At 57.5% G+C, this 24,227-nt stretch carries 21 protein-coding genes; 7 read left to right on the forward strand and 14 right to left on the reverse strand.

Annotated features, from left to right (window positions below; all coding sequences use genetic code 11):
* The first annotated feature begins 423 nt into the window (after positions 1 to 423).
* Together ACZ9BC_RS13695 and ACZ9BC_RS13700 are read left to right on the forward strand one after the other, a co-directional pair.
* On the forward strand, positions 424 to 1,023 hold the full coding sequence (locus ACZ9BC_RS13695; RefSeq protein ID WP_476246376.1) for a sugar transferase: 600 nt from the start codon (positions 424 to 426) through the stop codon (positions 1,021 to 1,023).
* A complete protein-coding gene (locus tag ACZ9BC_RS13700; protein ID WP_476246500.1) occupies positions 1,023 to 1,637 on the forward strand; it encodes a NeuD/PglB/VioB family sugar acetyltransferase in 615 nt (204 codons plus the stop codon). The genes ACZ9BC_RS13695 and ACZ9BC_RS13700 overlap by 1 nt, the downstream gene beginning before the upstream one ends.
* A 139-nt stretch (positions 1,638 to 1,776) precedes the next feature.
* Here ACZ9BC_RS13700 and ACZ9BC_RS13705 read toward each other — a convergent pair whose 3' ends face one another.
* A complete protein-coding gene (locus tag ACZ9BC_RS13705) occupies positions 1,777 to 3,111 on the reverse strand; it encodes a polysaccharide deacetylase family protein (RefSeq protein WP_476246377.1) in 1,335 nt (444 codons plus the stop codon).
* Positions 3,112 to 4,422: 1,311 nt separating this feature from the next.
* On the opposite strand from ACZ9BC_RS13705, the gene ACZ9BC_RS13710 reads away from it, so the two are divergent.
* Both ACZ9BC_RS13710 and ACZ9BC_RS13715 read left to right on the forward strand, forming a co-directional pair.
* Positions 4,423 to 4,716 (forward strand): transposase, encoded by a 294-nt coding sequence (locus tag ACZ9BC_RS13710; RefSeq protein ID WP_476246378.1) that lies wholly within the window; start codon positions 4,423 to 4,425, stop codon positions 4,714 to 4,716.
* A 165-nt stretch (positions 4,717 to 4,881) separates the two neighbouring features.
* The gene (locus ACZ9BC_RS13715; RefSeq protein WP_476246379.1) at positions 4,882 to 5,073 is read left to right on the forward strand and encodes a transposase; all 192 of its coding nucleotides are present in this window, start codon (positions 4,882 to 4,884) and stop codon (positions 5,071 to 5,073) included.
* Here the strand turns inward: ACZ9BC_RS13715 and ACZ9BC_RS13720 are convergent.
* From ACZ9BC_RS13720 to ACZ9BC_RS13745, 6 genes are all read right to left on the reverse strand, one after another.
* Complete coding sequence (locus tag ACZ9BC_RS13720; RefSeq protein ID WP_476246380.1) at positions 5,070 to 5,903, reverse strand: glycosyltransferase; 834 nt, start codon at positions 5,901 to 5,903, stop codon at positions 5,070 to 5,072. The genes ACZ9BC_RS13715 and ACZ9BC_RS13720 overlap by 4 nt on opposite strands.
* Positions 5,900 to 7,183, reverse strand: a complete 1,284-nt coding sequence (locus ACZ9BC_RS13725) for a lipopolysaccharide biosynthesis protein (RefSeq protein WP_476246381.1) — start codon at positions 7,181 to 7,183, stop codon at positions 5,900 to 5,902. The genes ACZ9BC_RS13720 and ACZ9BC_RS13725 overlap by 4 nt, the downstream gene beginning before the upstream one ends.
* 73 nt (positions 7,184 to 7,256) lie before the next feature.
* The gene (locus ACZ9BC_RS13730) at positions 7,257 to 8,459 is read right to left on the reverse strand and encodes a glycosyltransferase family 4 protein (protein ID WP_476246382.1); all 1,203 of its coding nucleotides are present in this window, start codon (positions 8,457 to 8,459) and stop codon (positions 7,257 to 7,259) included.
* A 33-nt stretch (positions 8,460 to 8,492) separates the two neighbouring features.
* Positions 8,493 to 9,764: a nucleotide sugar dehydrogenase gene (locus ACZ9BC_RS13735; protein ID WP_476246383.1), complete on the reverse strand. Its 1,272-nt coding sequence runs from the start codon at positions 9,762 to 9,764 to the stop codon at positions 8,493 to 8,495.
* A 107-nt stretch (positions 9,765 to 9,871) separates the two neighbouring features.
* Positions 9,872 to 11,020 (reverse strand): DegT/DnrJ/EryC1/StrS family aminotransferase, encoded by a 1,149-nt coding sequence (locus ACZ9BC_RS13740; protein ID WP_476246384.1) that lies wholly within the window; start codon positions 11,018 to 11,020, stop codon positions 9,872 to 9,874.
* Positions 11,017 to 12,852: a polysaccharide biosynthesis protein gene (locus ACZ9BC_RS13745; protein WP_476246385.1), complete on the reverse strand. Its 1,836-nt coding sequence runs from the start codon at positions 12,850 to 12,852 to the stop codon at positions 11,017 to 11,019. Before ACZ9BC_RS13745 ends, ACZ9BC_RS13740 begins: the two co-directional genes overlap by 4 nt.
* A 506-nt stretch (positions 12,853 to 13,358) precedes the next feature.
* Here ACZ9BC_RS13745 and ACZ9BC_RS13750 point away from each other — a divergent pair.
* The 3 genes from ACZ9BC_RS13750 to ACZ9BC_RS13760 all read left to right on the forward strand — a co-directional run bounded on the left by ACZ9BC_RS13750 (position 13,359) and on the right by ACZ9BC_RS13760 (position 17,593).
* Positions 13,359 to 14,864, forward strand: coding sequence for a tyrosine-protein kinase domain-containing protein (locus tag ACZ9BC_RS13750; RefSeq protein ID WP_476246386.1), 1,506 nt, complete (start codon positions 13,359 to 13,361; stop codon positions 14,862 to 14,864).
* A complete protein-coding gene (locus ACZ9BC_RS13755; RefSeq protein WP_476246387.1) occupies positions 14,833 to 16,773 on the forward strand; it encodes a DUF4012 domain-containing protein in 1,941 nt (646 codons plus the stop codon). The genes ACZ9BC_RS13750 and ACZ9BC_RS13755 overlap by 32 nt, the downstream gene beginning before the upstream one ends.
* Positions 16,774 to 16,945: 172 nt before the next feature.
* On the forward strand, positions 16,946 to 17,593 hold the full coding sequence (locus ACZ9BC_RS13760; RefSeq protein ID WP_476246388.1) for an LPXTG cell wall anchor domain-containing protein: 648 nt from the start codon (positions 16,946 to 16,948) through the stop codon (positions 17,591 to 17,593).
* 535 nt (positions 17,594 to 18,128) lie between these two features.
* Here the strand turns inward: ACZ9BC_RS13760 and galU are convergent.
* The 7 genes from galU to paaA all read right to left on the reverse strand — a co-directional run bounded on the left by galU (position 18,129) and on the right by paaA (position 23,971).
* The gene (galU, locus tag ACZ9BC_RS13765) at positions 18,129 to 19,013 is read right to left on the reverse strand and encodes a UTP--glucose-1-phosphate uridylyltransferase GalU (RefSeq protein ID WP_476246389.1); all 885 of its coding nucleotides are present in this window, start codon (positions 19,011 to 19,013) and stop codon (positions 18,129 to 18,131) included.
* A gap of 97 nt (positions 19,014 to 19,110) precedes the next feature.
* Positions 19,111 to 19,899: an enoyl-CoA hydratase/isomerase family protein gene (locus ACZ9BC_RS13770; protein WP_476246390.1), complete on the reverse strand. Its 789-nt coding sequence runs from the start codon at positions 19,897 to 19,899 to the stop codon at positions 19,111 to 19,113.
* Between the two features lie 25 nt (positions 19,900 to 19,924).
* Positions 19,925 to 21,151, reverse strand: coding sequence for a 1,2-phenylacetyl-CoA epoxidase subunit PaaE (gene paaE, locus ACZ9BC_RS13775; protein WP_476246391.1), 1,227 nt, complete (start codon positions 21,149 to 21,151; stop codon positions 19,925 to 19,927).
* 9 nt (positions 21,152 to 21,160) lie between these two features.
* A complete protein-coding gene (gene paaD / locus ACZ9BC_RS13780) occupies positions 21,161 to 21,679 on the reverse strand; it encodes a 1,2-phenylacetyl-CoA epoxidase subunit PaaD (RefSeq protein ID WP_476246501.1) in 519 nt (172 codons plus the stop codon).
* Between the two features lie 8 nt (positions 21,680 to 21,687).
* On the reverse strand, positions 21,688 to 22,605 hold the full coding sequence (gene paaC, locus ACZ9BC_RS13785; protein WP_476246392.1) for a 1,2-phenylacetyl-CoA epoxidase subunit PaaC: 918 nt from the start codon (positions 22,603 to 22,605) through the stop codon (positions 21,688 to 21,690).
* A complete protein-coding gene (paaB, locus tag ACZ9BC_RS13790; protein ID WP_115525334.1) occupies positions 22,602 to 22,982 on the reverse strand; it encodes a 1,2-phenylacetyl-CoA epoxidase subunit PaaB in 381 nt (126 codons plus the stop codon). The genes paaC and paaB overlap by 4 nt, the downstream gene beginning before the upstream one ends.
* Entirely contained in the window at positions 22,979 to 23,971 is a 993-nt protein-coding gene (gene paaA, locus ACZ9BC_RS13795; protein WP_476246393.1) for a 1,2-phenylacetyl-CoA epoxidase subunit PaaA, read from the reverse strand. The genes paaB and paaA overlap by 4 nt, the downstream gene beginning before the upstream one ends.
* Between the last annotated feature and the right edge of the window lie 256 nt (positions 23,972 to 24,227).

Here is a 24,227-nt window from a genome sequence, read left to right on the forward strand (position 1 = left end):
GCCGACGCCGATGTGGCCAAGAAAACGTCACCAGTGGGGGCTCCATGCCGAGTCTGCACGCCGCGCCAAGCCGAGGGGCAGTTCCCACCCTCCACATCGGCATTGGCAAGACACGACGGAACGGTACTGGGTTTGCGCCAAGGCAGAATGGCCCATCCCATCTCGGCCGGCCCATGCCACGGATCAGGGCAACTGCAGTATAGATTGCCCTGCGGGGGCCTGTCCAAAGGAATGCATGGCCCGTTTGCTTAGCTCGATCCACTACCCTCCCTCCGCGTGCAGGAGTTGGTCCGTTGTGCGACTATTCGGGGCCGCTCATCGTGCCAACACGGGCGGGGCCAAATCCTCGTCCCAGGTACCAGCAGATCTGGCCTTCCCCTTTATGATTCAGAAAAGCCGCCCACGCCATGTACGCTGTCACCCATGGGGAATTTCCGTGCGAGTCGATGCCTTGACCTAGTCGGTTCCATCACCGGGCTCTTGCTGAGTTTTCCGATGCTAGTGGCAGCGGCTGCCGCCATTAAACTAGCCGACCGCGGCCCCGTACTTTATAAGCAGGAGAGGATTGGGCTGCACGGTCAACCGTTCTTGATCTACAAATTACGTACCATGACGGTCAATGCAGAGCATAACGGATTGGGGTTGTTGGTCGCTGAGAACGATTCCCGAATCACCAAGCCCGGTCGCATTCTCAGGTCTAGCAGTATTGATGAACTGCCTCAGCTCATAAATGTCCTCCGCGGCGACATGTCCCTTGTAGGTCCACGCCCAACAGTGGCTTCACAAGTAGAGCGTTACACCGCCCACCAAAGGCGTCGCTTAGAAGTAAAGCCTGGAGTGACGGGATGGGCGCAAATCAATGGACGAAATACTTTATCCTGGCCTGAACGAATCGATTTGGACGTCTGGTACGTGGACAACAAGTCCTTCTGGCTTGATCTCGCAATCATTGCGCGTACCCCACAATCGCTATTCGACGGGGCATCAGTCTACGGTCCATCCGGGCTTAATCGCGGACTGTGATGATCTTCATCGCTGGCGCTGGAGGATTCGGGCGTGAGACCTACGACGCGATCCTTAGTCACAGAACAAACCTGTCTGGAACCGTTGGCGAAAAGATACAGGTCTGCTTCCTTGATGAATACCGAGCAGGGCAATGTGTACGCGAGGTGCCGGTTCATTCGCCCTCTGACGTTCCGTCCACCGGATACTTTGTCGTAGCAATCGCTGATCCCCACATTCGTCGCCGTATGTCGGGGGAACTGACGGATAAGGGATTGACGCCTCGGACTGTGGCCCACACCGCGGCAATAATCGGTCCGGAGACGTCGGTGGGCACAGGGTGTGTATTTCTTGCACTGTGCCATATTTCATCATCCGTAACGATCGGCAACAACGTCCACGTAAATTACAACGCTACTGTCGGGCATGACGCGATCTTGGAAGATTACGTTACTGTGCTTCCGGGGGCCAACGTTGCTGGATCAGTGGTGTTGAAGGAGGGCACCACGGTCGGTTCTGGAGCGGTCATTCTTCCAGGTCTTACCGTCGGCCCGTGGTCTACCATCGGGGCCGGAGCGGTCGTTACGCGCGATGTTGGACCGAACGTAGTGGTGAAGGGTGTTCCCGCGCGCTGACGCACCGCCTCTTACCGGAAGCAGCAACACAACTGTCCACAGTTGCCCCCCTCGCATAACCAGCCAAGCCGGACCCTGTGCCCGGCCACATGTCTCCGCTTTCTTCACCGACCTATACTTGAAATCTTTTGTGAGCCCGTCAAATGGCGACGCAACGAAGGTCGTCGAAGTCAATGGGTCCACCGGCATTGACGCCAACGTACATCTTGATCAAATTCGACCCGCGCGGGATGACAAATGGTACGCGAAAAAACTTCCACCCTTCATTGACGCCCAAGTTGCCAATGACATTGCGAACGTTCGTGTTTGTTGAACCGATCATGCTGGTAGCACCCACACGATATTGGGCCCCTTGGATAGATGCTCGGGCCCACCCTTCAAACATGAACGGAAACCCATCGATGCCATACGCCGTCGCCTGCGTGTTGCACAATGCTAGTCCTGACGTTACACGTAAGTAGTTTGTACCAGAGTGGCCACCATCCGTTTGAACATTCCAGGCAGCCCCAGAATCTGCCCAAGGGGCCGGAATCGTTCCGGTGGTTTGTCCTTCGAAGTCACCGTAAGGAACTATACTCGGGCGGTGCGAGCTTCCGGGGTCAGCGAATGCCAAGGCAGATGCGGTAAGTACCTCTATTTTTCCCGCGTCCCTCAGTGTCACCAAATAGTCCAAAACGGCTCGGAAGTCCGCTGTTGTCATCTTGCCCGGCTGATCCAAGGCCTCTGCATGGATCATTAGCTGAATGCCGGTCTTGTAGGCGGCAGCTTCATCGATCGCTACTTTTGTCCAAGCGAAATTGCGTGTGTCAAGGGTGACATGATCGTAGCCAAAGCATCCATCTGTAGGTATAGCTCTGCGACTACTGCCTTGTATGGAGGACTCGTAAAGACCATAAGTCTCCCGGATTAGTCGTCCAGGCTCGTCATTCATTGCATCGATTGTGGTGTGCGCTGTGGCGTACGAGGTGGTTCCCGGCTGTTGGTAGCCTATGACGCGGATACCTTGCGCCTCAATCTCTCGCTTTGACGTAACAATTTCGTCGTATGCGGATACTCCGTCGCTGTGTGTCGCCGAATGCCCCCAAATCTCCCCACCCTGCGCCAGGATCTTTTTCTTTATATCTGCCCATGAAGTGTTTGTTGGCTCGTAAGCAGCGGTAGGGTTTTCAACGGAACGCGACACGATGCCCATCGAGTATGGCAGGCGACGTGACTCCATCAGAGGCTGAACCTTTGCCATGAAGGGGTCGAGTTGGTGATCGAAGCGAATCGATATGACACCCTTGCCAGACGTTCCCACTTTACCGAACCGACCTCGTCTTTCAACGCCCGAAAGTTGAGGGATGGCGAGACTCGAGGTGGTGGCGTACACCGCGCTGAGTTCTGCGACATTGATCTCAGCAGCCTGGGCGGCAGGAGCCGCAGCCAAGCCAACTGCGCCGGCGCCGGCACTAAGACCAAGGGCAGAGATCATTGACCGGCGTGACACTGGAGGGACCCTACTGTCTGACCTTTTAGCCACAGGAGAGCCGTTAGCCCAAGCAGACGTCCAGAGTGCTTTCTTCATCATCTTCCCCACGCATCTAAGAGATCTTCATCACTTTCAATGAGATCGTGACAGGGGCTCCGCAAGATTCGGTCTGGGATCAATCAAGAAAACTTCAATATTGTTCCACACAAAAGATCTTCCAGTTCTGCCTCTGGGCCCCACCAACGCCTCCCCCACCTTTGGCGGATAACTGGACGAAGATGTGATGGTAGTCGTTGAGCCCGCAAGGCCCAGAAAAGCCCGAGGGCCGGTCCCGATCCCTTGCCATCAGCCCACGAAGGCTGAACTACGAGATCTTGGAGTCGGGCGCGTGGCACCCATTGCCTCTCCGACAATCGGCAAAAAACTGAAATAGCAATAAATGCTGCCTAGGCAGATCAAAAGCAAGCATATCGGAAGGAGCTACTGACAGTCGGCTAACTTCTTTGCGTCTACGCCTTAAGGAGTTAACGGGCTCTTCGTGGCTGCTGGGGAAATGAGTTCGTGTCGTTGAAGACAAGGGGGCCCGTGGCCCTGCTGGAATGAGTGTGTCTAAGCATTCTTCCTGGACAGGACCACGAGCCTTGATCGAGCCTACCGGGGTCTCAGCTGACGCTGCTAGCATTCTCCTTCAACCTGTCCGGCTAGCATGTGGTTCCCACCGCTGTTATTGCCGGCCTGCGGCAGGTGATTGTCGAAACCGAGCAGCTTCCGGGCTGCTCGAGCTGCGGGGTCATTGCGTCCCGGGGAAAGGACGTCGCCTTCAACGACTCCGCGATATTCCCGTCGCCGCGCCGGTGGACTTGCTCTGGTCCAGGTACCGCTGGTATGGCGAAGATGTCGTGTGCGACCGGCCGACGTTTTATGAATCACCCCGCCTGTGCCGCGCCGTGCCCGCTCCACGGCCAGGCTGCGGGACCAGCTCGTGAACGCGGTCATCCGCTCGAGCCGTATCGGAGACCCCTGCCGGCTTCACCGTGCGCTGGTGGATGGTCCGGGCAGCGGTGAGCCAGGCCTACCTGCTGCAGCTGCCCGACGTGGACAAGCTCAGCCGCGGAGGCTGAGCATGTTGCGCACCGGTTCCCGTCCTTGCGCTAATTTCAGGACCCGTCAACTAAGGGGTGCACGCGATTCGAGCCGTGGATGACAACCACCGGTGGATCTGGACGCTGGACAGATCCTGGGCGTGGTCGACGGCCGCGAATACAAGGGTGTCGGGACCGGCTGTTCGCCTGGTCACTGAAATGGCGCCTGTCCGTGCAGGTCGTCGCGATCGATCCCTCGGCGGCGTTCCGTAAAGCCTTGCGGATGTGGCTGCCCCGCACCGCGGTCGCTGTCGATCATTTCCACCTGATCTCGCTGGCCAACCAAGCAATGAGCGAGACCCGGCAGAACCTCTCCCAACAGCTCAAGGGCCGCCGCGGCCGGGCCATCGACAAGGGCTGGACTCACCGCATGCTCCTGCTGCGCGGCGACGACACACTCAGCTGCCGGGCCGCCTTCCGACTCCAGGAAGTGTTCGCCCTCGACGATCCCACCGGCACCTTCTAGGCCGTCTGGAAAGGCACGAAACAACTCCTCGGCCCTGCTCCCAACCGGCTCACTGGACGACGCCGCGGCGGCCGTGAAGGCACTCGAGGAGCTGGTACGGCGGCCGAACGGCCGGAAACCAACCGGCTCTACGGCACCATCTGCTGATGCTGGAAAGAGATCGAGGTGCTGATCATCACTGGTGCCACGACAGGCAAGGTCAAGGCCAACAACACAGCGATCAAGAACATCAGACGCACTGCGCGAGGCTACCGCACCCCTGCCAATTACAAATCGGATATTCTCTTGAGAGGTGCCTCCGACGGCGGCATGACGTTCATCCCAAGTACTCCTTCCCCACGAACGGTGGAGAGCTAACGATTTTTAGCTGCCAGTGACTTTCCCGAAATTAGAGCAAGGGCATTCCTCGCAGCCGTTACTTGAGATCGCAAGACAACCGGCGAGCGGAGGATTCCGGTGTTTGCGTGTTCGGTGTGTTTCACCATTAGCGACGGCACATAGGTTGTTCGTAGGCCGTTCAAGCGGCAAAACTCAGCGACAGTAAGTTCTTCACCGAAAAGAAATGAACTGTGTCTAAAAGTCCCACCGGCGGTGAAAAATCTCGTACCGAAAATCATAAAGCATCCGTGAGCGGCATATATATCGACATCAGACGTAGGGCCAGGAGCAGATTTTCCAATCTTACGTCGCATGTGTGAGATCAGAATCGTGGCTTGCGCGGTTGCAGCGTTCCAGAACAAAAGTCGCCGCATCCTAGACTTCCACAAAGTGGGCCGAGTATACATGTAGGGATTTAACGCAGTGCGGGATCTTGAGCCATATATCGAAGGCGCCAGGATGCTCATATCCGAACCAGACAGTAGCATCAACGACTTGATGAAGTTTCCACCGTCCAGGACCACGTCCGTATTGGTAACACAGATCCAGTCAAAGCGACTAGCTTCTAATCGCTGGCGCGCCCATTCTGCCGCACCAAAATAACCCAAATTATCATCGGTTGCCCATACCTCGATGCGCGGGTCAGCGGCGGCGATGAGCTGCAGACGCTCGTGCTCAGAACTGTCTTGTGAATTGTCTACTACTTTTAGTTGCCACCTGGGATCGGACTGAGCCAAGAATGACTCCACGTAGGCAGATAGATCTGAACTACCGAAATACGAAACTGCAATAAAACAAACTTCATTCAAAGTGTGATCTCCTTGGCTTGATAAGAGCGCAGGCTCCTGCGCGACAGAAAATAGGTAATAATGCAATACGTGAGAGACGAGAATGCAAAACTACCAGCCGCAACAACTGTGCCCCAAAGCGGAATCAATAATGCATTAATCGGAAGGGTTACCGCAATCAGTATGGCAAGGACAAGCAGCATTAGACGTGGACGTCCAACCATTTCAAGGCCCTTATGAGTCATCAACGACAATTGCCAGCATCCAGCGCCCAGGGCTATCAACCAGAGTGTCGGAGAATTGCTTACGCTTATGCCAAGTACTAATTCTCCCAAAAATATGCAAGCGAGGCTCCCAATAAAGACTCCCATTAGAAGAATGACGGACAACCGCGCAGTCCAGACACGTGACACATTGATGGCCGTTGCATGGTCTTTTTTGTTCCACGCTCTCATGATCACCGGGTGGCTCGCCACAATGATCGGGTAGGACAAGATGGTGAACCCTCGGACCAGCAAATCAGCCAAGGCCGCATAGGTGCCGGCTGCGGTAGGTCCCAGAATCATGGTAATGAAGAACCGATCCGTATAGAGAGTTGCTGCCGCAATTGCTTGCCAAATCCCCATCGGCCAGCCGAAGGCCCAGAATGCTCGTAGGACTCTAGAAGAAGACCGGCGACGCCGGGGCACTACCAAACTGCTGCGCCTGAATAATACAGAGCAGCCAACAATCGTCCCGATCAAATTTGCTAGAACCAGGGTCGTCCCCGAGTAGTTGCCTACGAGAATTGGAAGCAGCAGACTTGATGCCAGCGTTGCAGCCGCTCGTAGCCCTTCTGCCAGTGTAAAGGCTCCTGCTCGCTGGTCACGCTGGGCAACTGCGAGAGCAATGTAGTAAATCGCGCTTACAATCGCGAAACCAACAGCAGAAAATCCCAGAGCCCAAGAGGCTTGCGACGACTGGTCACCTTGTAGAACCCACACGACGATGCCCGACGGAATGCCGCAGAGAAGGACAGAGAGGACTATCCAAAGAGAAGCAATGTTAGTTAGCCGATTTATCGGGCTGCCAGCAAACTTCAATATAGCTTGCCTCAGCCAACCTGTGCCCAGAGATGAGGAAAAGAGAACTGTTCCCCAGACAACGGCAAATACCCCGTAGTTTGCGGTTCCATACAACCGGATCCAGATGGGTACCGACACAAACATCAAAAGTCCTGGCAGAACTTTTGCCAGCCCATAAATAGCTAACGTCCGCGGTGCAAGTGCCTTTTCGGATTCTCGTCGTTTCACATCAGGCATACAGGCACCCACTTATCCCGTTCCTTGCAGAAGAATATGCGGCAAATGACACGCCGGTATCACTCATGGATGATTAAGCAGTCAACAGAACTTGCTCAAACTCCCCAAACAATTGCTCAACTTCAAAGCGGGATACCCCCAGTTCTTTCGAGGCCTCGCGTGCCCTCATCAGCCATGCGTCGTCCGAGGCATGCTTGTACAGCCACTCTGCGGCATGCTCCGGACTAGAGCCACTGAGTTCAAGCCCTGCTCCCGTAGTTGTCAACAAATCGCTCTGCCAGCCGCCGTGATTGATTAGCATGGGCCGGCCAGCCGCAAACGCGTCGAACAGCTTATTGGCCGAGTTCGCTTCCAACTCCACCACCGGGATCACCCAGGAGCAACAGGCCAGACTTGCCGCCAGTATGCCTGGAAGCTCCTTTTTTGGAACAGGGTCAAGTAAGAAAAAGTTCCTATCAAGCACGCCGATGCTATTTGCATAAGCAGCGACTGCGCTTTTACGACCGCCATCACCAATGGCAACAAAAGCGAGATTTGGGTCGAGAGCGTGATAGGCCCGCGCCAAGTCCGCCATGTACTCAACGCCATTTACGTGACCGAAAGTGCCGGTGTAGACGATAAACGGACGTCCGGCCAGTTGCGGATGCTTTCTATAGAATGCCTCAGCGTCTGGCGCACATTGGAACCTTTTTGTGTCGCTCAAGTTAGGAATCACGGATATCTTACTTACGTCGAAACCCGCGGAGGCAACGCCATCTGCCATTCCCTGAGAAAGCGCGATGATACGGGAGGCGTTCGCATAAGCAAATCGTTCGAGCATCTTAGCCAGTAATCTGGCTACAGGATTACGAAGGTAGCCCAGGGCAATTGGGACTGAAGGCCAGAGATCCCGAACTTCCATCACGAAGGGACTCTTTCGACCCAGTGTAGCCATGATGGCTGGAAGCGCAATCGTCAACGGAGTGCTCGTGGCGAAGACAATATCTCCTCGCAGAGATCTGGCACGGATAGCAGAATATACAGCGAATCGAAGAAAGGCACTTAGCCGTTCCCGCGGTCCCATCGCGTTGTCATAAGGTTGTGAAATGGCATGAATATTTATGCCTTCAACATTGGTGACTCGCCAAATGCGATCACGTCGACCGTCGCTTCGACTCGACGTCACTACGTGAACTTCATGTCCTCGCCCTACAAGCCTTCGCGCGAACTCGTAGGAGCGAGTTCCACCAGCTGCATCGGCCGTATTGAAATACTGATGAAGATAAACGACTTTCAACTTGCTGTCCTTATCCCGACAGATGAGACCCTACTAAAGAACCTCAACTTGAGCACCCTTCAAAGTATTTCGAGTATCCAGGACTGCTGCTTCGGTTGATTCAAACAGGCTGTAGTCAAGGTCGTCGTGATCAGTGATTAGAACGGTAGCTTGGACAGATTCAAGGACTTCCCTATCGAGCTGAACTTTGGCGACATTGTCGGGCCAGCGATAAGCCTCGACATGGTTGTCCACGGCTAGGACTTCAGCCCCAGCCTCCTGCAGTAGTTCTATCAACCGAAGTGACGGTGATTCTCGTATATCACTGGAATTCTTTTTGTAGGCCAATCCGACTAACAGGATACGAGAGCCTGATAGCGCTACCTTTGCTTTATTAAGCATCATCATCAGCCGCTGGAGGACATAGTCCGGCATGTGATCGTTTATATCATTGGCCAGTTCAACGAAGCGGAAGTTCTGGCCCAATTTCCTCCTCACCTGCCACGAAAGGTAGCTCGGATCGACGGGCAGGCAGTGACCTCCAACGCCAGGTCCCGGAGTGAACTTCATGAACCCAAAGGGCTTGCTACTGGCAGCCTCAATTGCTTCCCAGACATTCACGCCCAACTGGTTCCCGAATATCGCTAGCTCGTTGACGAGTGCGATGTTGACGTGACGGAAGGTGTTTTCGAGCAGCTTTGCCAACTCCGCCTCCTTAGGAGTCGACACCGGTACGGTAATGTCAACAATTGAGTCATAAAACTCCTTTACGTGAAACAAAGACGCTTCATTCAGGCCCGAGACAACCTTCGGAGTCTCGACAAAGCCCCACTTTTTATTTCCTGGATCAATTCTCTCCGGACTATATCCAACGTGGAAATCATGCACGCTACTAAGACCAGAGCCCTCTTCAAGAATTGGTACTAAAAGCTCTTCCGTCGTTCCCGGGTAGGTAGTTGACTCCAAAACAACAGTCGCGCCCGGTTTCAGGTGTGCTGACAATGATCGCGCGGACTCTTCGATAAACCTCAGGTCCGGCACGCTTTCGCGTAATGGTGTGGGTACCGTTATGACAGCAACGTCGAAGCCGGCCGCGTCTGCATAGTCGAGGGACGCTGTATAGCGGCCGGACCGCAAAGCTGTTCGTAATTCTTCATTCGAGATGTCCCCCACGTATGACTCGCCATTAACAAGGTCATCTATGCGCCGTTTGTCAACATCAATACCGACAACAGAATAGCCGACCTCTACAGCGCGCATGGCTACCGGCAGACCGACATAGCCTTGTCCAACAACGACAACTTTCTTGATTTGCGCATTCGCCATGCTCAATATTCCAATCTCAATCTGATTCCGCAAGGAAAAACTACAGGACATCGCTTACAAGGGATACAAGCCAGAACCTAAAGTTCGGATTCTCAACGAACGTCACCCTATGAAGCGGCTAAATGACTCTTATATACGAAGTTGGTGATGACGTCCGCGACGCGGTTGAGCTGATCACGCGTTAGTCCAGATCCGCTTGGTAGCGTAATACCTTGACGAAAGAGAGTTTCAGACGTGCCGTTGACAAGGGAACGTGCCTTTTGGAAGACCGGCTGCATGTGCATTGGCTTCCACACAGGCCTGCTTTCGATATTGTGAGCAGACAATTCCGCGATTAGCTCCGAAGCATCGAATCCGGACACCTCCGGGTCGATGACAAGTGAAGTGAGCCAGCAATTGTCATCCTTATCATCTTCACCACCCAGAATTGATATTCCCTTATATTCCGATACGAAGTTTCTGTAGAAAGCACGGTGCTCTCTTCGACGCGCTATCATGTCATCGAGTCGCGACAGTTGGGCACGGCCTAATGCGGCTAAAAGATTGCTCAGTCGATAGTTATAACCGATGTCGACGTGTTCATAATGGACGGCAGGTTGCCGTGCTTGGGTAGCTAAATATCTTACGTGTGAGGCAGTTTCCGCGTCGTCCGTCATCAGCATCCCACCGCCTGAGGTGGTCATGATCTTATTGCCGTTGAAGGAAATTGCGGCGGCATCGCCCCAAGCTCCTGCCGGCCGAGATCCATGTACCGCGCCGAGAGACTCCGCTGCATCTGCGATCAATGGAACGTTATATTCTTCCGACAACGATTGAATCGCAGTGTAATCGACGGCTTTACCAAGCAAATCGACAGGGACAATTCCTGCAACTTTGTCACCCGCTGTAGTAAGCATTGCCAGTGCCTCCGCCAGCAAGGCTGGGTCGATATTTCCTGTGTCGGGAAGGCAATCGACAAAAAATGGTTCCGCCCCCGTGTAGGTTATGGCGTTTGCCGTGGCAGCGAACGTCATAGATGAGGTGAGAACTACGCTTCCTGGGCCAATGCCCTTGGCTAACATCGCCAAGTGGAGGGCGGCCGTACCCGAGCTCAGCGCAACTGCGTGTTCCCGGCCTAAACGAGCTGCCATTTCTTGTTCAAATTTGTCTACGTCAGGTCCAAGCGGTGCTATCCAGCCAGAGCGCAGGGCACTCACAACAAAGGATTCCTCAAGGTCCCCTACGTCGGGGGCGGACATGTAGATTCTCTCGTTCACTTGGATTCCTCCAATGAAGCTGCGGAGTAAGGCTTATGCGCTTCTCCTGTAGTCGATCTCTGACTCTGCCATCTGTGCTGGTCCAATTCCGCGGGATGGAGCGGGGGGACGATATTATGGGTGATCTGCGGATGGAACGGACGCTCGTCCTGCTCCGTAACTCCAATAAGCTCCTCATGCAGCTTCTCCCCCTCCCTGAGCCCCGTGAAAACGATATCGATTGAGCGGCCGGACTTGGCGATCATGCGTTTTGCAATGTCCAGGATCTTGACTGCCCTACCCATATCGAGGATCAGGACTTCACGCGGGCGACCAATGGCCCCCGCTTGGATTACAAGCTGGCACGCTTCCGGAATCGTCATAAAGTAGCGGGTGACCTCTGGATCGGTAACAGTGACGGGACCCCCGGCCTCAATCTGTGCGATGAAAGTCGGGAGCATGGATCCCCTGCTGCCTATTACGTTTCCGAAGCGAACAGACAGGTATGTCCCCTCAGTAACATCTGCTGCCCATGACGTCAGCTTTTCAGCCACCCGCTTGGAATGACCCAAGATACTTATCGGATTAGCGGCCTTGTCCGTGGAGATATTGATAAACGTCTCTACTCCGGAACGTCGCGACGCTTGTAGCACATTCAACGTGCCAAGGACGTTAGTTTTCCAGGCTTCTTCTGGATACTGTTCCAACATAGGCAGATGCTTGAGGGCGGCAGCGTGGAACACCACCTGGGGACGACGATCTTCAAAAATGGCTTGAAGAGCAGCCTCATCCCGAATGTCAGCCAAAACGACGTCGTCGCTGTCAAGAAGACCGTGACCAGAAATCGACATCTGTACGCCATGCAGCCCAGACTCATCGCGATCCAGCATGATCAACTCTCGAGGCGAGTAGCCGGAAAGCTGTCTGCACAGTTCAGCACCGATCGATCCTCCGGCGCCTGTAACCAGTACTCGTTTACCTTCGATATATCCGGCAATTGATTCCACGGCAGTATCGACGGGATGTCTGCCGATTAGGTCCTCAATGGCGACATCACGCAGGTCGGCGAGGTTCATGCCGCCTTCCAATATTTGCGACAAGAGCGGAAGCACCATCATTCGGATTCCAGCCTTGTCGGCACGATCAGAAACGCTGCGAATGAATTCAGCATCTGCTCGCGTTATGCACAGCACCACTGCAGAAGCACCCGTCTTAGCAGCAAGTTCCACAAGTTCGGTGCCACGCCCCAAAACTGGAACGTTAGAAAGGCGCAGATGACGTTTGTAGGGATCGTCGTCAATGAGACCAACCGGAACATATGTGGACCCTGGCTCGCTAAGCATCCGCTTGACCAGGTAGGCGCCTGTCTGGCCGGCACCGTATATGAGCGTCCTCTGAGCTGAATCGCGAGGCTTAGCTCTACGTTCATTGAGTAGTCTCTGCAAGTATCGGCTACCGCCCATGATGAGGAAGGCGATGGGAAGGGCGATCAGAGTCGCACTTCTCGGCAATCCGCTGGGTCCGAGAAGAAAGATATTAACAGCCAGTAGAACTATCGCGACCAGCGCTACAGTCCCGAGAAGCGTTTGGGCTTCATGAAAAGCGCCTTGCTGGTGCCGTCCCCGGTACAGCGCAAAAAACCAGCCGAAGGCTGCTTGCAAAGCTATTGCTAAAACGGCAAGCACGCCCAGGTCAAACCAACTAATCCTTCCTGCCACGAAGTCAAATCGGAACAGTACGGCCAGCGTAATCGCTATGACCCACGCTTCCGCGTCGACAGCAAATTGTAGGACCCGGTACGCTAATCGAACGGCCCCTTCTGGCTCGTCGCGCGTCACTTGCTTCGGTGTCATTACCTGTTCTTCCCCATAAATGTTGTTGCCGGGCCTGAAACCCATTACTAGCTCACTGCTCGAACAAGTGTCAGTGCTGCGGTCACTTTAGGCGCCAATTATTACGCGTATCGTCTTAGACTTCGGCGCTCTTGTCGAGGTGCTCCACTCAGGCGCCGGCTCGCGATAGCGATTTCTACGCAGGCAGTACTGCATCTGCGGCCCCCCCCAAGTCAGCGCACATCTCAGCCATTAGAGCCATGGCTAAACCATTACGTAGCCAGATGGCTAATGTCGAAGCTCAGAATACCTGATCAATGTTGGGTCCGACTCTCATCACAACCCTCCGCATCTGGGTGGACCCCTCGGGCCTCGTGCAGCTTTGCCGCCGTCCTCACCGACAGCCATTCTGCGCTCGGAGTGCTGTCGCTAGGCCTGCATGGTCGCACCGCCCTCGAACGGACTGGATTTGCAGGTAGTATGGGCAAATCTGTGTCGTCACATCATGTTCAAAAAGGGGGGCTCTCTTGGAGCTGAAGGATTATCTACATGTGCTCCGAAGAAACTGGATAGTGATTGTGACTGCTGTCCTCCTGGGAGTGCTTGCGGCAGGGGCAATTTCATTGGTTGTTCAGCCCAAGTACAAGTCGGAAACCAAGCTGTTTGTCGCCCTTCAGAATTCGTCATCAGTAACCGAACTTCAGCAAGGAAACGTTTTTACGCAAGCGCGTGTGCAGTCATATGTCGAGACTGTGACAACGCCCGTCGTTCTGCAACCCGTCATCGATTCCCTCGGTCTCAGGGAGACCCCCGCTTCCCTCGCCAGCAAAATTACTGCTGTATCGGATGCCAAGACGGTTCTCATCACCATTTCAGTCGTCGATGAATCGCCGGTGAAGTCTGCCGCGATTGCTCAAGCCGTTGGGAGCAGTCTTGTCGATGCCGTGGACACCCTGGAAAGGCCCGCCCGCAGTGACGTATCGCCAGTTAAGCTGTCCATAGTCACACCTGCCGTGGCCGCCTCTGCACCGATTTCACCAAACGTTAAACTAAACGTGCTGTTGGGTCTAATGCTTGGTTTGGTGGCCGGTGTCGGTTTGGTAATCGTTAGATCAATAGTTGATACGAGGGTTCGTGGAGAAGCAGATCTTCGTCGTATCACTGAAGCGCCGGTACTCGGGGGGATCAGCTTTGATAATGACGCTACCAAGAAGCCGCTTCTGACGCAGACTGCATTTCAAAGTCCGCGGGCAGAATCGTTTCGTCAGTTGCGAACGAACCTTCAGTTCGCCCACGTTAGCAGTAACTCAAAGACGGTTCTCATGACCTCATCGCTTCCGGGCGAGGGTAAGAGTACAACCGCTACCAATCTGGCGATAGCGCTGGCCCAAGCTGGACAGACTGTGGCGTTGGTGGATGCCGACCTTCGGCGGCCCATGGTTGCGGAGTACCTCGGGCTTGAGCGTGGGGCAGGACTGACAACGGCGCTAGTCGGAGGAGCAGACCTTGACGAGCTACTTCAGCCCTGGGGAACTGACAACCTCTACGTGCTGGCTTCGGGACAAATTCCACCCAATCCCAGCGAACTGTTGGGTTCCGACAAGATGCGCGATATCCTCGACCGCCTTGAAGCTTCGTTTGACGCGGTGATTATAGATGCGCCCCCTCTCCTGCCCGTCACAGATGCTGCCGTTCTTGCTCAACAAGTGGGAGGCGTGGTACTGGTCATTGGCTCACAAAAAGTGCGCACAAAGGATCTGGAAAAGTCGCTCGCCGCACTTGAAATGGTAAATGCTGATCTCCTTGGTGTGATCTTGAACCGCCTCCCCTCCAAGGGACCAGATGCTTACGCCTACAGCTACTACAGTTACGAACAGCAGGATGTTTCTGCTTCTCGAATCAAGAAGCAGTCACCACAGCTCAATCAGGTGGATATTTCTGATCGGGATAGCTTCGAAAAAATCCTGAATGGTACCGAAAGGTCGCAAAGCCGCTTGGGCAATGCCGGCACTAGAGGACAAAGTGCAAGGTAAGCGGGAGACGGATGCCTCCGAAAGTAACGGGAACACCCACCGCATCTCGTCGAAAACCGCCGCCCACGGAAAACTCAGCGGGACAGGCAGGGGCGTCAAAATCGATCTTCCCAAGGGTCGTAGGCGAATCGTTCGAGGCTTCATAATCGCAGGAGCCCTGCTTTTGTCGCTTGCCGCTGCCTCGGGTTGGCTTGCTTACAAGACCCAAGAAATAGCTGGAGAACTACGCGCAGCGGAAGCCCTCGTTCCTCAATTAGAAGCCAATGTGGCATCACAAAAAAACGGTGACGCGAACGTCACTATCGATGAGATTAGCCACCATACCGCTTCGGCTCGTACGGCATCAGAGGACCCAGCATGGAAGCTGGCCGGAGCGATCCCAGTACTCGGCGCAAATTTCACCGCAGTTAGTGAACTGGCGCGAGCGGCTGATGACGTGGTGCAGGGTTCCGCACGCCCCCTACTCCAGGTCGCCACATCCCTGAATTGGGAGCGGCTTGCTCCTGTCGATGGAAAGCTCGACGTCGGTGCGCTCGAAGATTCTGCGCCCGCTATAAAATCAGCAACGAACACCTTGGATTTGACTCATGCCAGGCTGCAGGCCATCAATAAATCGCAGTTGCTTCCACAGGTGGCTGACCCTCTTGACCGAGTAACGCTCAAACTCCAAGGTTTCCGAGACACAGTGTCGACTGCGGCGAATGTCGCAACAGTTTTGCCTCCCATGATGGGTTCGAATGAGCCCAGGAACTACTTATTTCTGGTGCAGAACAATGCCGAGTTACGTGCATTGGGGGGACTTCCCGGTGCCCTAGCATTAATTCGTGTCGATGACGGATCTATCGAGCTATTGAAGCAGTCCAGCGGCTCATCAATTGGAAAATTTAGTCCCTCAATCGAAGTCGACGATGCACAAGTCGACATATACTCAACTCGCTTGGGTTCCTACATCAGCGATGTGAACCTTACACCGGACTTTCCGACAGCAGCACGAACAGCTGCAGCGATGTGGGAAGCGCGGCATGGTGACTCCATCGACGGTGTTGTAGCAATCGACCCCGTCGTTCTCCGACACATCCTTGAAGCCTCCGGCCCTGTGGCACTTACAGAAAATGTCGGTAGTAGCCTTTCCGCCGCCAACCTACCTTCCGAGTTGACCTCGGAGAATGTCGTTCCAACACTACTGTCGGACGTGTACAAGGCCCTGGATACGAACGCATTGCAGGACGAGTTCTTTGCCGCGGCTTCAGAGCAAGTTTTCCAAGCTTTAGTCTCCGGCAAGGCAACCGGACCAGCTTTGTTGCAAGCGTTATCGCGAAGTCTTGAAGAGAATCGCGTGCATCTTTGGAGTGATCACGTAGATGACCAAGAGATCCTGAAGGCGACTAAGATCGGAGGCGCCATTTCGGGAGTCAGCGTGGGCAGTGCATCCTTTGGCGTCTACTTCAACGACGGCACTGGCGCCAAAATGGACTACTACATGAAAAGATCTGTACAACTCGTTCAAGTCTGCACTGGCAACGAGTACATGAAATACCGAGTGCGTGTGCGCACCATCAACACTGCGCCCCTAGACGCTGACCAATACCTTCCAATGTCGATTACGGGCGACGGGAGGTACGGGACACCGCCCGGAACAGTCCAAACAAATGTCGTTGTATACGGCCCCGCTTGGTCTCACGTTGATACAGCGGTTCAAAATGGGGCAACGGTTAGTTTTGGATCACATCTTCACGAAAATCGGCCGGTGGGCGTAGTCACAACGAGGCTGTCGCCGGGTGAGTCCAGTGATCTCGAGATGACGTTTGTCCAGGTTGTCCAAGATGCGGAGCCCACGCTTTCCGTCACACCAACTGTGCAAGATGTCAAAGATGTGACACTAGGCATGGAAATTGCTGAGTGTCGGTGAATGTCGACGTTCCTTAACAGTTGGTAAACCATTTCGATGATGTTGCTCACGGGCCTTCAGGGGTGATAAGTTGCAAGAGACTTCCAGCCCGAAATAACTGCAAAGGTCTCTTGCAGTGGGAAAATCACCAGTCGGGTCAACTGAATAACATAACGTCTCCGGGGGGACACTCATGAAGAAAACTCTTGCAGCAGTTGCGCTTGCGGGCTCAATCGCTCTTATTGGATCTGCGCCTGCCATGGCACAGGGAGCATATCCGCCCATTCCGCCTCAGGCTGCCGTATCCGACGGAACTGTCGGCCCGGGCGAACAGTTTACGTTTAGCGGTCAGGGGCCCTTTCAGAACCAGCGCCTGACCATCCGAGTTACACCCGGCAATGCGCCCGCAGCCAGTGGGGCCAACATCGCGGGCGGCACTTCGTTCTCAAGCAAGATCAGCGTCTTTGTCGAGGCGCAAGCTTTCACTACGCAGGCTGATGGTGAAGGTAAGTTCTCTGTGCCGGTCACGATTCAGGAAGAAGGCGCCTACCTGCTTACGGCAACTAGCGACTCCGGATACACCGTTGGCCCTGTGAGGGTTGTGGTGGCCGCCGGCTTCGCTAACGGTGGCGCAGGTGGATCTAACGCTGGTGGAAACAACGGCACGCCTGGCTCGGCTTCACTTTCCAACTCGGGTACTTCCTCAGACACGGGGAGCTTGGCAGCAACCGGTGCTGATGCCAGCTTGCTCCTTTGGGGTGCTGCCGGTGTGGGAGCTCTTGGTCTTGGTGCAGCGGGTGTAATTCTCGTCCGTCGCAATAGGGCTGAAGCGGCCGCATAAAGATTCAAGTTTGCACTAGGGAGTGGGTAGTCTCTGCAGAAGGAGGCTACCCACCCTTTTGCATTTAAGGGTCTCGAACAGACTAAACCACCTGTTATGGTGTCTATTGTTGACATGGGGAGACATTGACGTTAAGCACCATCTCACCCAGTCCGATGGACCAGCCAGACCCAGAGCAGCGCGCCAACATCTTGAACATCCGCCACCAACGGCATTCCCCGCTGGTTTAATTGCAAGTTTGTCGAAGCGTCCCTAGATGTCGCGCATTTTAGGCCCCGTGGTTTCGTAGGTTCCCTTGCTTTTCCGGATAAAGACAGGTGGCAGAGCAGATCGGCCCGTTTGGACTGCCCGTATCCGGATGCATGAAACTGGGCCAACTCCTCGTTCTTGACAAATGGTTTTGCTAGCCATCCAATCCTCATGACAAATACGAGGGGCCTGTCATGGGAGTCCTGCTTGCCGCTTGGGCACTCAGAAAACTAAAGGCCCGCCACCTTTCGGCAGCGGACCTGTAGAAGGTTGGTAAAGTTCAGGGTTAGTTGACGAAAGCCTTCATCCAAGTCTTAAGGTCCTCGCCGAACTCCACGCGCTCGGACGCCAGTGTGATGACGGCCTTGAGGTAGCTGAGTTTGTCGCCGGTGTCGAAGCGGCGGCCCTTGAAGACCACACCGTAGACGCCCGAGCCCTCGCCGGCGGCCAGGGTCTGCAGTGCGTCGGTCAGCTGAATTTCGCCGCCGCGGCCCGGCGCGGTGTGCTCCAGGACGCCGAACACGGACGGGTGCAGCACGTAGCGGCCGATGACAGCCAGGTTGGACGGCGCGTCTGCTACGGCAGGCTTTTCCACCAGGCTGTTGACGCGCACGTAGTCTTCACCCTCAACGGCAGTGACGTCCGCGCATCCGTAAGCGCTGATCTGTGAGGGATCAACCTCAATCAGCGCGATGACGGAACCGCCGGTCTTCTGCTGCACCTCGATCATGGTGGTGAGGAGGGACTCGGCCTCGTCAATAAGGTCGTCGCCCAGGAGCACCGCGAAGGGCTCAGCTCCCACGTGCTGCTTGGCGCAGAGCACCGCGTGGCCCAGGCCCTTGGCCTCACCCTGACGGACGTAGTGGATTGGGCCAAGCTCGGAAGCGTACCGGATCGACTCCAGCCGGTCCTTATCGCCCTTCTCCTCCAGCACCCGTTCCAGCCCCGGCTCACGGTCAAAGTGGTCCTCCAGGGAACGCTTGTTGCGGCCTGTGATCATCAGCAGGTCAGTGAGGCCCGAGTTGATGGCTTCCTCCACCACGTACTGGATGGCCGGCCGGTCAACCACCGGCAACATTTCCTTCGGCATTGCCTTGGTGGCGGGCAGGAAACGAGTTCCCAATCCGGCAGCAGGAATGACGGCTTTGGTAATAGCTTTGCCTGTTGTCATAGGTGAACCCTACAAATCCGGGAAGAATAAAGACAATTGAAAGTTTCGGCAGGCTCGGTCACCGGGATGGTGCGATTGGCATGCTGGGTTCGACAGCTCAGCCACCGAGGACGCTGAACTTCGGCTCACGCTTCTCCTGGAAAGCCCTGAACCCTTCGGCGTAGTCGTGCGTTTTGCAGAGCCGTGCCTGCTCGGCGTTCTCCTCCTGCATGGCCTCCCACAGGCCCAGGCGCTGGTCACGGATGTGCGCCACCAACTCTTTGCTGGCCGTGAAAGCACCCGTGGCGCCCACTGCCACCCGAGACACAATGTCCCGCGTTTTGTCCAAAAGTTCATCCGCAGGCATCGCCCGGCTGAACATCCCCTGCGCCACGGCCTCGGCACCGCTCATCAGCTCGGCCGTGTAGATCAGGTCCAGCGTCCGGTGCATTCCCAGCCGCTCCGTGAAGTACCAGTGCCCGCCGGAATCCAGCGTGGCGCCCAGCTTGGCGAACGGCGACCCGAACTTCGCGTTGTCCGCCACGTACACCACGTCCGTGGCCAGCAGCAGCCCCAGCCCCACGCCCAGGCACGCCCCGTGCGCCGCCGCGAACGTCGGGGCCGGGAATGCTGCCATCTTCTTCAGCAGCGGCTCCACCAGGCCGCCCAGGTACGCGGCGGCGTCGTCACTCTCCGGGGTCACGTTCTGAATGTCCCGGCCAGCGCAGAAGGCGCGGCCCTCTCCCCTCAGCAGCAGCGCCCGCACCTCACCGCGTAAGGCGGCGGCAGCAGCGTCGTCGTACGCCTGTGTTAAATCCTGCAGGGCCTGCTCGTCCAGCGAGTTCAGCTTGTGCGGTGCATTCAGGACAACCTCGGCGACGCCGTTGCTGATGGAGAGGGAAATCATGGGGCTCCTTACGGGTTGGAAAGACTTAGACGTCGAAGTCGACGGTGACTTCCTTGCTGGTGGGGTGGCTCTGGCAGGTCAGCACGTACCCCTTGTCCAGCTCATCCTGCTCCAGCGCGTAGTTTTCGTCCATGGTCACGCTGCCGGTGACCACCTTGGCCCGGCAGGTGCCGCACACTCCCCCGGCGCACGCGAACGGCACGTCCGGGCGGACCCGCAGTGCGGCGTTGAGGATGGACTCGCGGGCGTGCGTGGGGCTGGCCACGTCCCCCTGCAGGCCGTCCAGCTTGAACGTGATCTTGTACGTCTCCTTGGACTCGTCCACCACCACGGGCCGGCCGGCGTGCCCCTCCGGGCGGTCCGGCTTGCCCGACGTGAACAGCTCGAACCGGATGTTCTCCGGCTTCACGCCGCGCTCGGCCAGGGTGTCCCGGCACAGCTGCACCAGCTCGAACGGCCCGCACAGGAACCACTCGTCCACATCGTCCGCGTGGATGGCGGTGCCCAGCAGCTGCTGGAGCTTCCCGCCGTCGATCCTGCCGCTCAGCAGCGGCGCGATCCGCTGCTCGCGGGACAGCACGTGGTGGATGGCCAGCCGCTGCGGGTACTTGTCCTTCAGGTCCGCCAGCTCCTCCAGGAACATCACGTCCATGGCGGCCTTGTTGGCGTAGATCAGGTCGAACCGGGTGTCCGGGCTGGCGGCCAGCAACGTCCGGGCGATCGCGATCACCGGGGTGATGCCTGAGCCCGCCGCGATGGCCACGAAGTTGCCCGGCTCCCCTGCCATGTCCTCCGGGTGGTTCATGGAGTTCATGACGTTCTGCTCCACGGTGGAGCCGTCCCGGCCGTGCTTGGACACAAACGCGCCCATGGGGCTCATGACGTCCAGCGTGTCCCCCGCCTTCAGCTCGGCGTTGGCCCAGGTGGAGAACAGCCCGCCCAGGTCCTTCTTCACGGCGACCCGGATCTCGCTGCTGCCGTCCTCGAAGCTGCGCGGCTCCGCGCAGATGGAGTAGCTACGGCGCACCTCGTGCAGCTCACCGGTCTCATCCGGCAGCTTGGTGCGCAGGGCCACGTACTGGCCGGGCAGGTAGTCGAACTGGCCGGCGAGCTCCGCCGGGACATGGAAGGAGACCTCGATGGCGTCCTCGGTGAGCCGGCGCACCTCCTTGACGGCGAGCGTGTGGAAGGACGGACGACGGCGGCCGGCGGCCTGCGCCGATTCGGCGGCGGTCTGGCGGACAACAGGCATGGGGCTTCCTTACAGGACCTTGAAGTAGTCGAACGGTTCCTGGCAGTCCTGGCACACATACAGCGCCTTGCAGGACGTGGAACCGAACCGGGTGAGTTCCCTGGTGTTCAGGCTTTGGCACTGCGGGCACTTGACGGCCAGGCTCAGGCGGACGGGGCCGTTGTGGCCCAGCCCTGCCTTGCCCGACGGCGGCGCGATGCCGTACTCCCGCAGCTTCGCCTTGCCCTCGTCCGTCATCCAGTCCGTGGTCCAGGCCGGGGCGAGGACCAGGTCCACGTGGACGTTGCTGTAGCCCTCTTGCTTGAAAGCTTTCTGCAGGTCGTCGCGGATGGCGTCCATGGCCGGGCAGCCCGAGTACGTGGGGGTGATGGTGACTCTTACGTCGTCTTCAGTCACCTGCACGTCGCGAAGGATCCCCAGGTCCGCGATGGTGAGCACGGGGATCTCCGGATCGCAGACGGTGGCGGCGATGTCCCACGCCGACTGCCGCGGCGTCCGGGTCCTGGTCTCGAAGTCGGAGATGTACATGGCCGCGGTCACCACTTGGCTCCCGGGTACTCGCGGGCCAGGACCTGCATCTCGGCCAGGATATAGCCTAGGTGCTCCGAGTGCTTGCCGTGCCGTCCGCCGCCGGGCGCTGCCGGGACGTCCGGCACCTCGAGCTCGGCCTCTTTCAGGACGTCGCCGGTCAGCTGGTCGAAGTCCTCCCGCAGGGTGGAAGGCACGACGGCGGCGCCCGCCTCCGCGAGGCGGGTCGTCAGGTCATCGTCCTGGAACAGTTCGTTGACGTACGGCCACATCAGGCGCAGGCCGTGGATCATCCTGGTGCGCGACTCCTCGGTGCCGCCGGCCAGCCGGAGGATCCACTGGGCGCTGTGGTCCCGGTGGTAGTCCACTTCCTTCACGGCCTTGGCCGCGATGGCTGCGAGCGTGGCGTCCGATGATTCGGTGAGACGGCGGTAGAGCTCGAACTGGTAGTAGCTCACGATGAACTGCCGCGCGATGGTCACAGCGAAGTCCCCGTTGGGCTGCTCGAACAGCTGGACGGAGCGGAACTCGTGCTCGCGGCGGAAGTAGGCGAGGTCGTCCTCACTCTTCTCCCAGGCGCCGCCGGCGTAGCTGAGGAAGGACCGGGCGTGGCCCAGCTGGTCCAGGGCGATGTTGCCCAGGGCCACGTCCTCCTCCAGCTCGGGAGCGCGAGAGATCCAGTGGCCCAGGCGCTGGGCGAGGATCAGGGCGTCGTCGCCCAGCCTCAGGGCGTACTCGGCAACGCCTTCCGACGGCTTGGCGAGGCCGGTGCGGACCTCGAGGGCGATGTCCTCCGGGCGGAGGGCGTTTCCGGGGGTGATTCTTGTGGCGGAGGCGTTGGAGTCGCCACTGCCGGCTACACCGGTGGAGATGTCGCCGTGGCCTGTGGTCTCTGTTGCGTCGGTATTCGTTCCGGGGGTGCTCACAGGTGCTTTACCCCTTCGCTCTTGGTGTAGTACGTGGCATGCCGGTAGTCCTTGCCCTGCGGCGACTCGAAGAACGAGCCCTTGGAGTCGGGATCGCTGGCGGCGATGGCTTCGGCGGGGACGACCCAGATGGAGACGCCCTCGTTGCGGCGGGTGTAGAGGTCGCGGGCGTTGCGGAGCGCCATGGCGGCATCCGGCGCGTGCAGGCTGCCGGCGTGCACGTGGGACAGGCCGCGGCTGGACCGGACAAAGACCTCCCACAGACCCCAGGCTCCGCGGTCATGGTGCTCCTCGGGCGCAGGTGACGCTTTCGGTGCTTCGCGGTTGATCTCGGTGGCCGAGCTTGCGGGGACTTCCGGGTTGCCGTGCGGACTCATGCTGCGTATTCCTTCGTCTTCTTTGACTGTTTTGCTGCGTAGGCCGCTGCTGCCTCACGGACCCAGGCGCCGTCGTCGTGCGCTGCCCTCCGGCGCTCCAGGCGCTGGGCGTTGCAGGGGCCGCGGCCGGCGAGCACCTCTTGGAACTCGTGCCAGTCCAGCGGGCCGTGCTCCCATTTCCTGGTGTCCTCGTTGAAGCGGACCTGGCTGTCCGGGAGCGTGAGGCCCAGGACCCGGACCTGCTCGACCATCATGCCCACGAAGCGGCTGCGGAGTTCGTCGTTGCTGAAGCGCTTGATGTTCCAGGCCATGGACTGCTTGGAGTTGGGTGAATCGTCGTCCGGCGGGCCGAACATCATCAGGGCCGGGGCGTACCAGCGGTTCACGGCGTCCTGGGCCATCTGCTTCTGCTCGGGGGTGCCGTTGGAGAGTTCCAGGAGGATCTCGAAGCCCTGGCGCTGGTGGAACGACTCCTCCTTGCAGATGCGGACCATGGCGCGCCCGTAGGGGCCGTAGGAGGCGCGGCACAGCGGGACCTGGTTGCAGATGGCGGCGCCGTCCACCAGCCAGCCGATGGCGCCCATGTCCGCCCAGGTGAGCGCGGGGTAGTTGAAGATGCTGGAGTAGCGGGCCTTGCCGGCGATGAGGTCGTCCATCATCTTGTCGCGGGTCTGGCCAAGGGTTTCGGCGGCGGAGTAAAGGTACAGCCCGTGGCCGGCCTCGTCCTGGACCTTCGCCATGAGGATGGCCTTGCGCTTGAGGCTGGGGGCCCGTGAGATCCAGTTGGCCTCGGGCTGCATGCCGATGATCTCAGAGTGGGCGTGCTGGCTGATCTGGCGGAGCAGGGTCTTGCGGTAGGCCGCCGGCATCCAGTCCTTGGGCTCGATGCGGGAGTCCTCGGCCATGACGCGGTCGAAGTGGGCCTGGGCCTCTTGTTCTGCTTCCGGGGATAGCTCGGCGGGCACTGACTGCAGGTTCTGCGCTGCCATGGTTGCTCCTATGCAATGACCTTCTGGGACGTGCGGAATTATTTACCGACCGTTCGTTCAGGATATGCGGAAGCGTTTGGGGCCGTCAAGCGGCGGGCGTGTTCGCCATCCGCCTGCTCCCCTCTTCGGCGACGCTCTATCACCTCCTGCAGGTTTTCCTGCGACGCTCTATCAGCTCCTGCAGGTTTCCCGACAACGCCCTATCAGCTCCTGCAGATTTTCCGGCAACGCTCTACCACCTCCTGCAGGTTTTCAC

This window comes from Pseudarthrobacter sp. TE3704 (genome assembly GCF_056279405.1).

Coding starts and splice junctions, on each gene's coding strand:
- paaA (WP_476246393.1), bottom strand. CDS start 23,971: ATGGCAGCGCAGAACCTGCAGTCAGTGCCCGCCGAGCTATCCCCGGAA.
- paaE (WP_476246391.1), bottom strand. CDS start 21,151: ATGCCTGTTGTCCGCCAGACCGCCGCCGAATCGGCGCAGGCCGCCGGC.
- ACZ9BC_RS13770 (WP_476246390.1), bottom strand. CDS start 19,899: ATGATTTCCCTCTCCATCAGCAACGGCGTCGCCGAGGTTGTCCTGAAT.
- ACZ9BC_RS13700 (WP_476246500.1), top strand. CDS start 1,023: ATGATCTTCATCGCTGGCGCTGGAGGATTCGGGCGTGAGACCTACGAC.
- paaB (WP_115525334.1), bottom strand. CDS start 22,982: ATGAGTCCGCACGGCAACCCGGAAGTCCCCGCAAGCTCGGCCACCGAG.
- paaD (WP_476246501.1), bottom strand. CDS start 21,679: ATGTACATCTCCGACTTCGAGACCAGGACCCGGACGCCGCGGCAGTCG.
- ACZ9BC_RS13745 (WP_476246385.1), bottom strand. CDS start 12,852: ATGACACCGAAGCAAGTGACGCGCGACGAGCCAGAAGGGGCCGTTCGA.
- ACZ9BC_RS13760 (WP_476246388.1), top strand. CDS start 16,946: ATGAAGAAAACTCTTGCAGCAGTTGCGCTTGCGGGCTCAATCGCTCTT.
- galU (WP_476246389.1), bottom strand. CDS start 19,013: ATGACAACAGGCAAAGCTATTACCAAAGCCGTCATTCCTGCTGCCGGA.
- ACZ9BC_RS13755 (WP_476246387.1), top strand. CDS start 14,833: ATGCCGGCACTAGAGGACAAAGTGCAAGGTAAGCGGGAGACGGATGCC.
- ACZ9BC_RS13725 (WP_476246381.1), bottom strand. CDS start 7,183: ATGCCTGATGTGAAACGACGAGAATCCGAAAAGGCACTTGCACCGCGG.
- ACZ9BC_RS13735 (WP_476246383.1), bottom strand. CDS start 9,764: ATGGCGAATGCGCAAATCAAGAAAGTTGTCGTTGTTGGACAAGGCTAT.
- ACZ9BC_RS13695 (WP_476246376.1), top strand. CDS start 424: ATGGGGAATTTCCGTGCGAGTCGATGCCTTGACCTAGTCGGTTCCATC.
- ACZ9BC_RS13705 (WP_476246377.1), bottom strand. CDS start 3,111: ATGATCTCTGCCCTTGGTCTTAGTGCCGGCGCCGGCGCAGTTGGCTTG.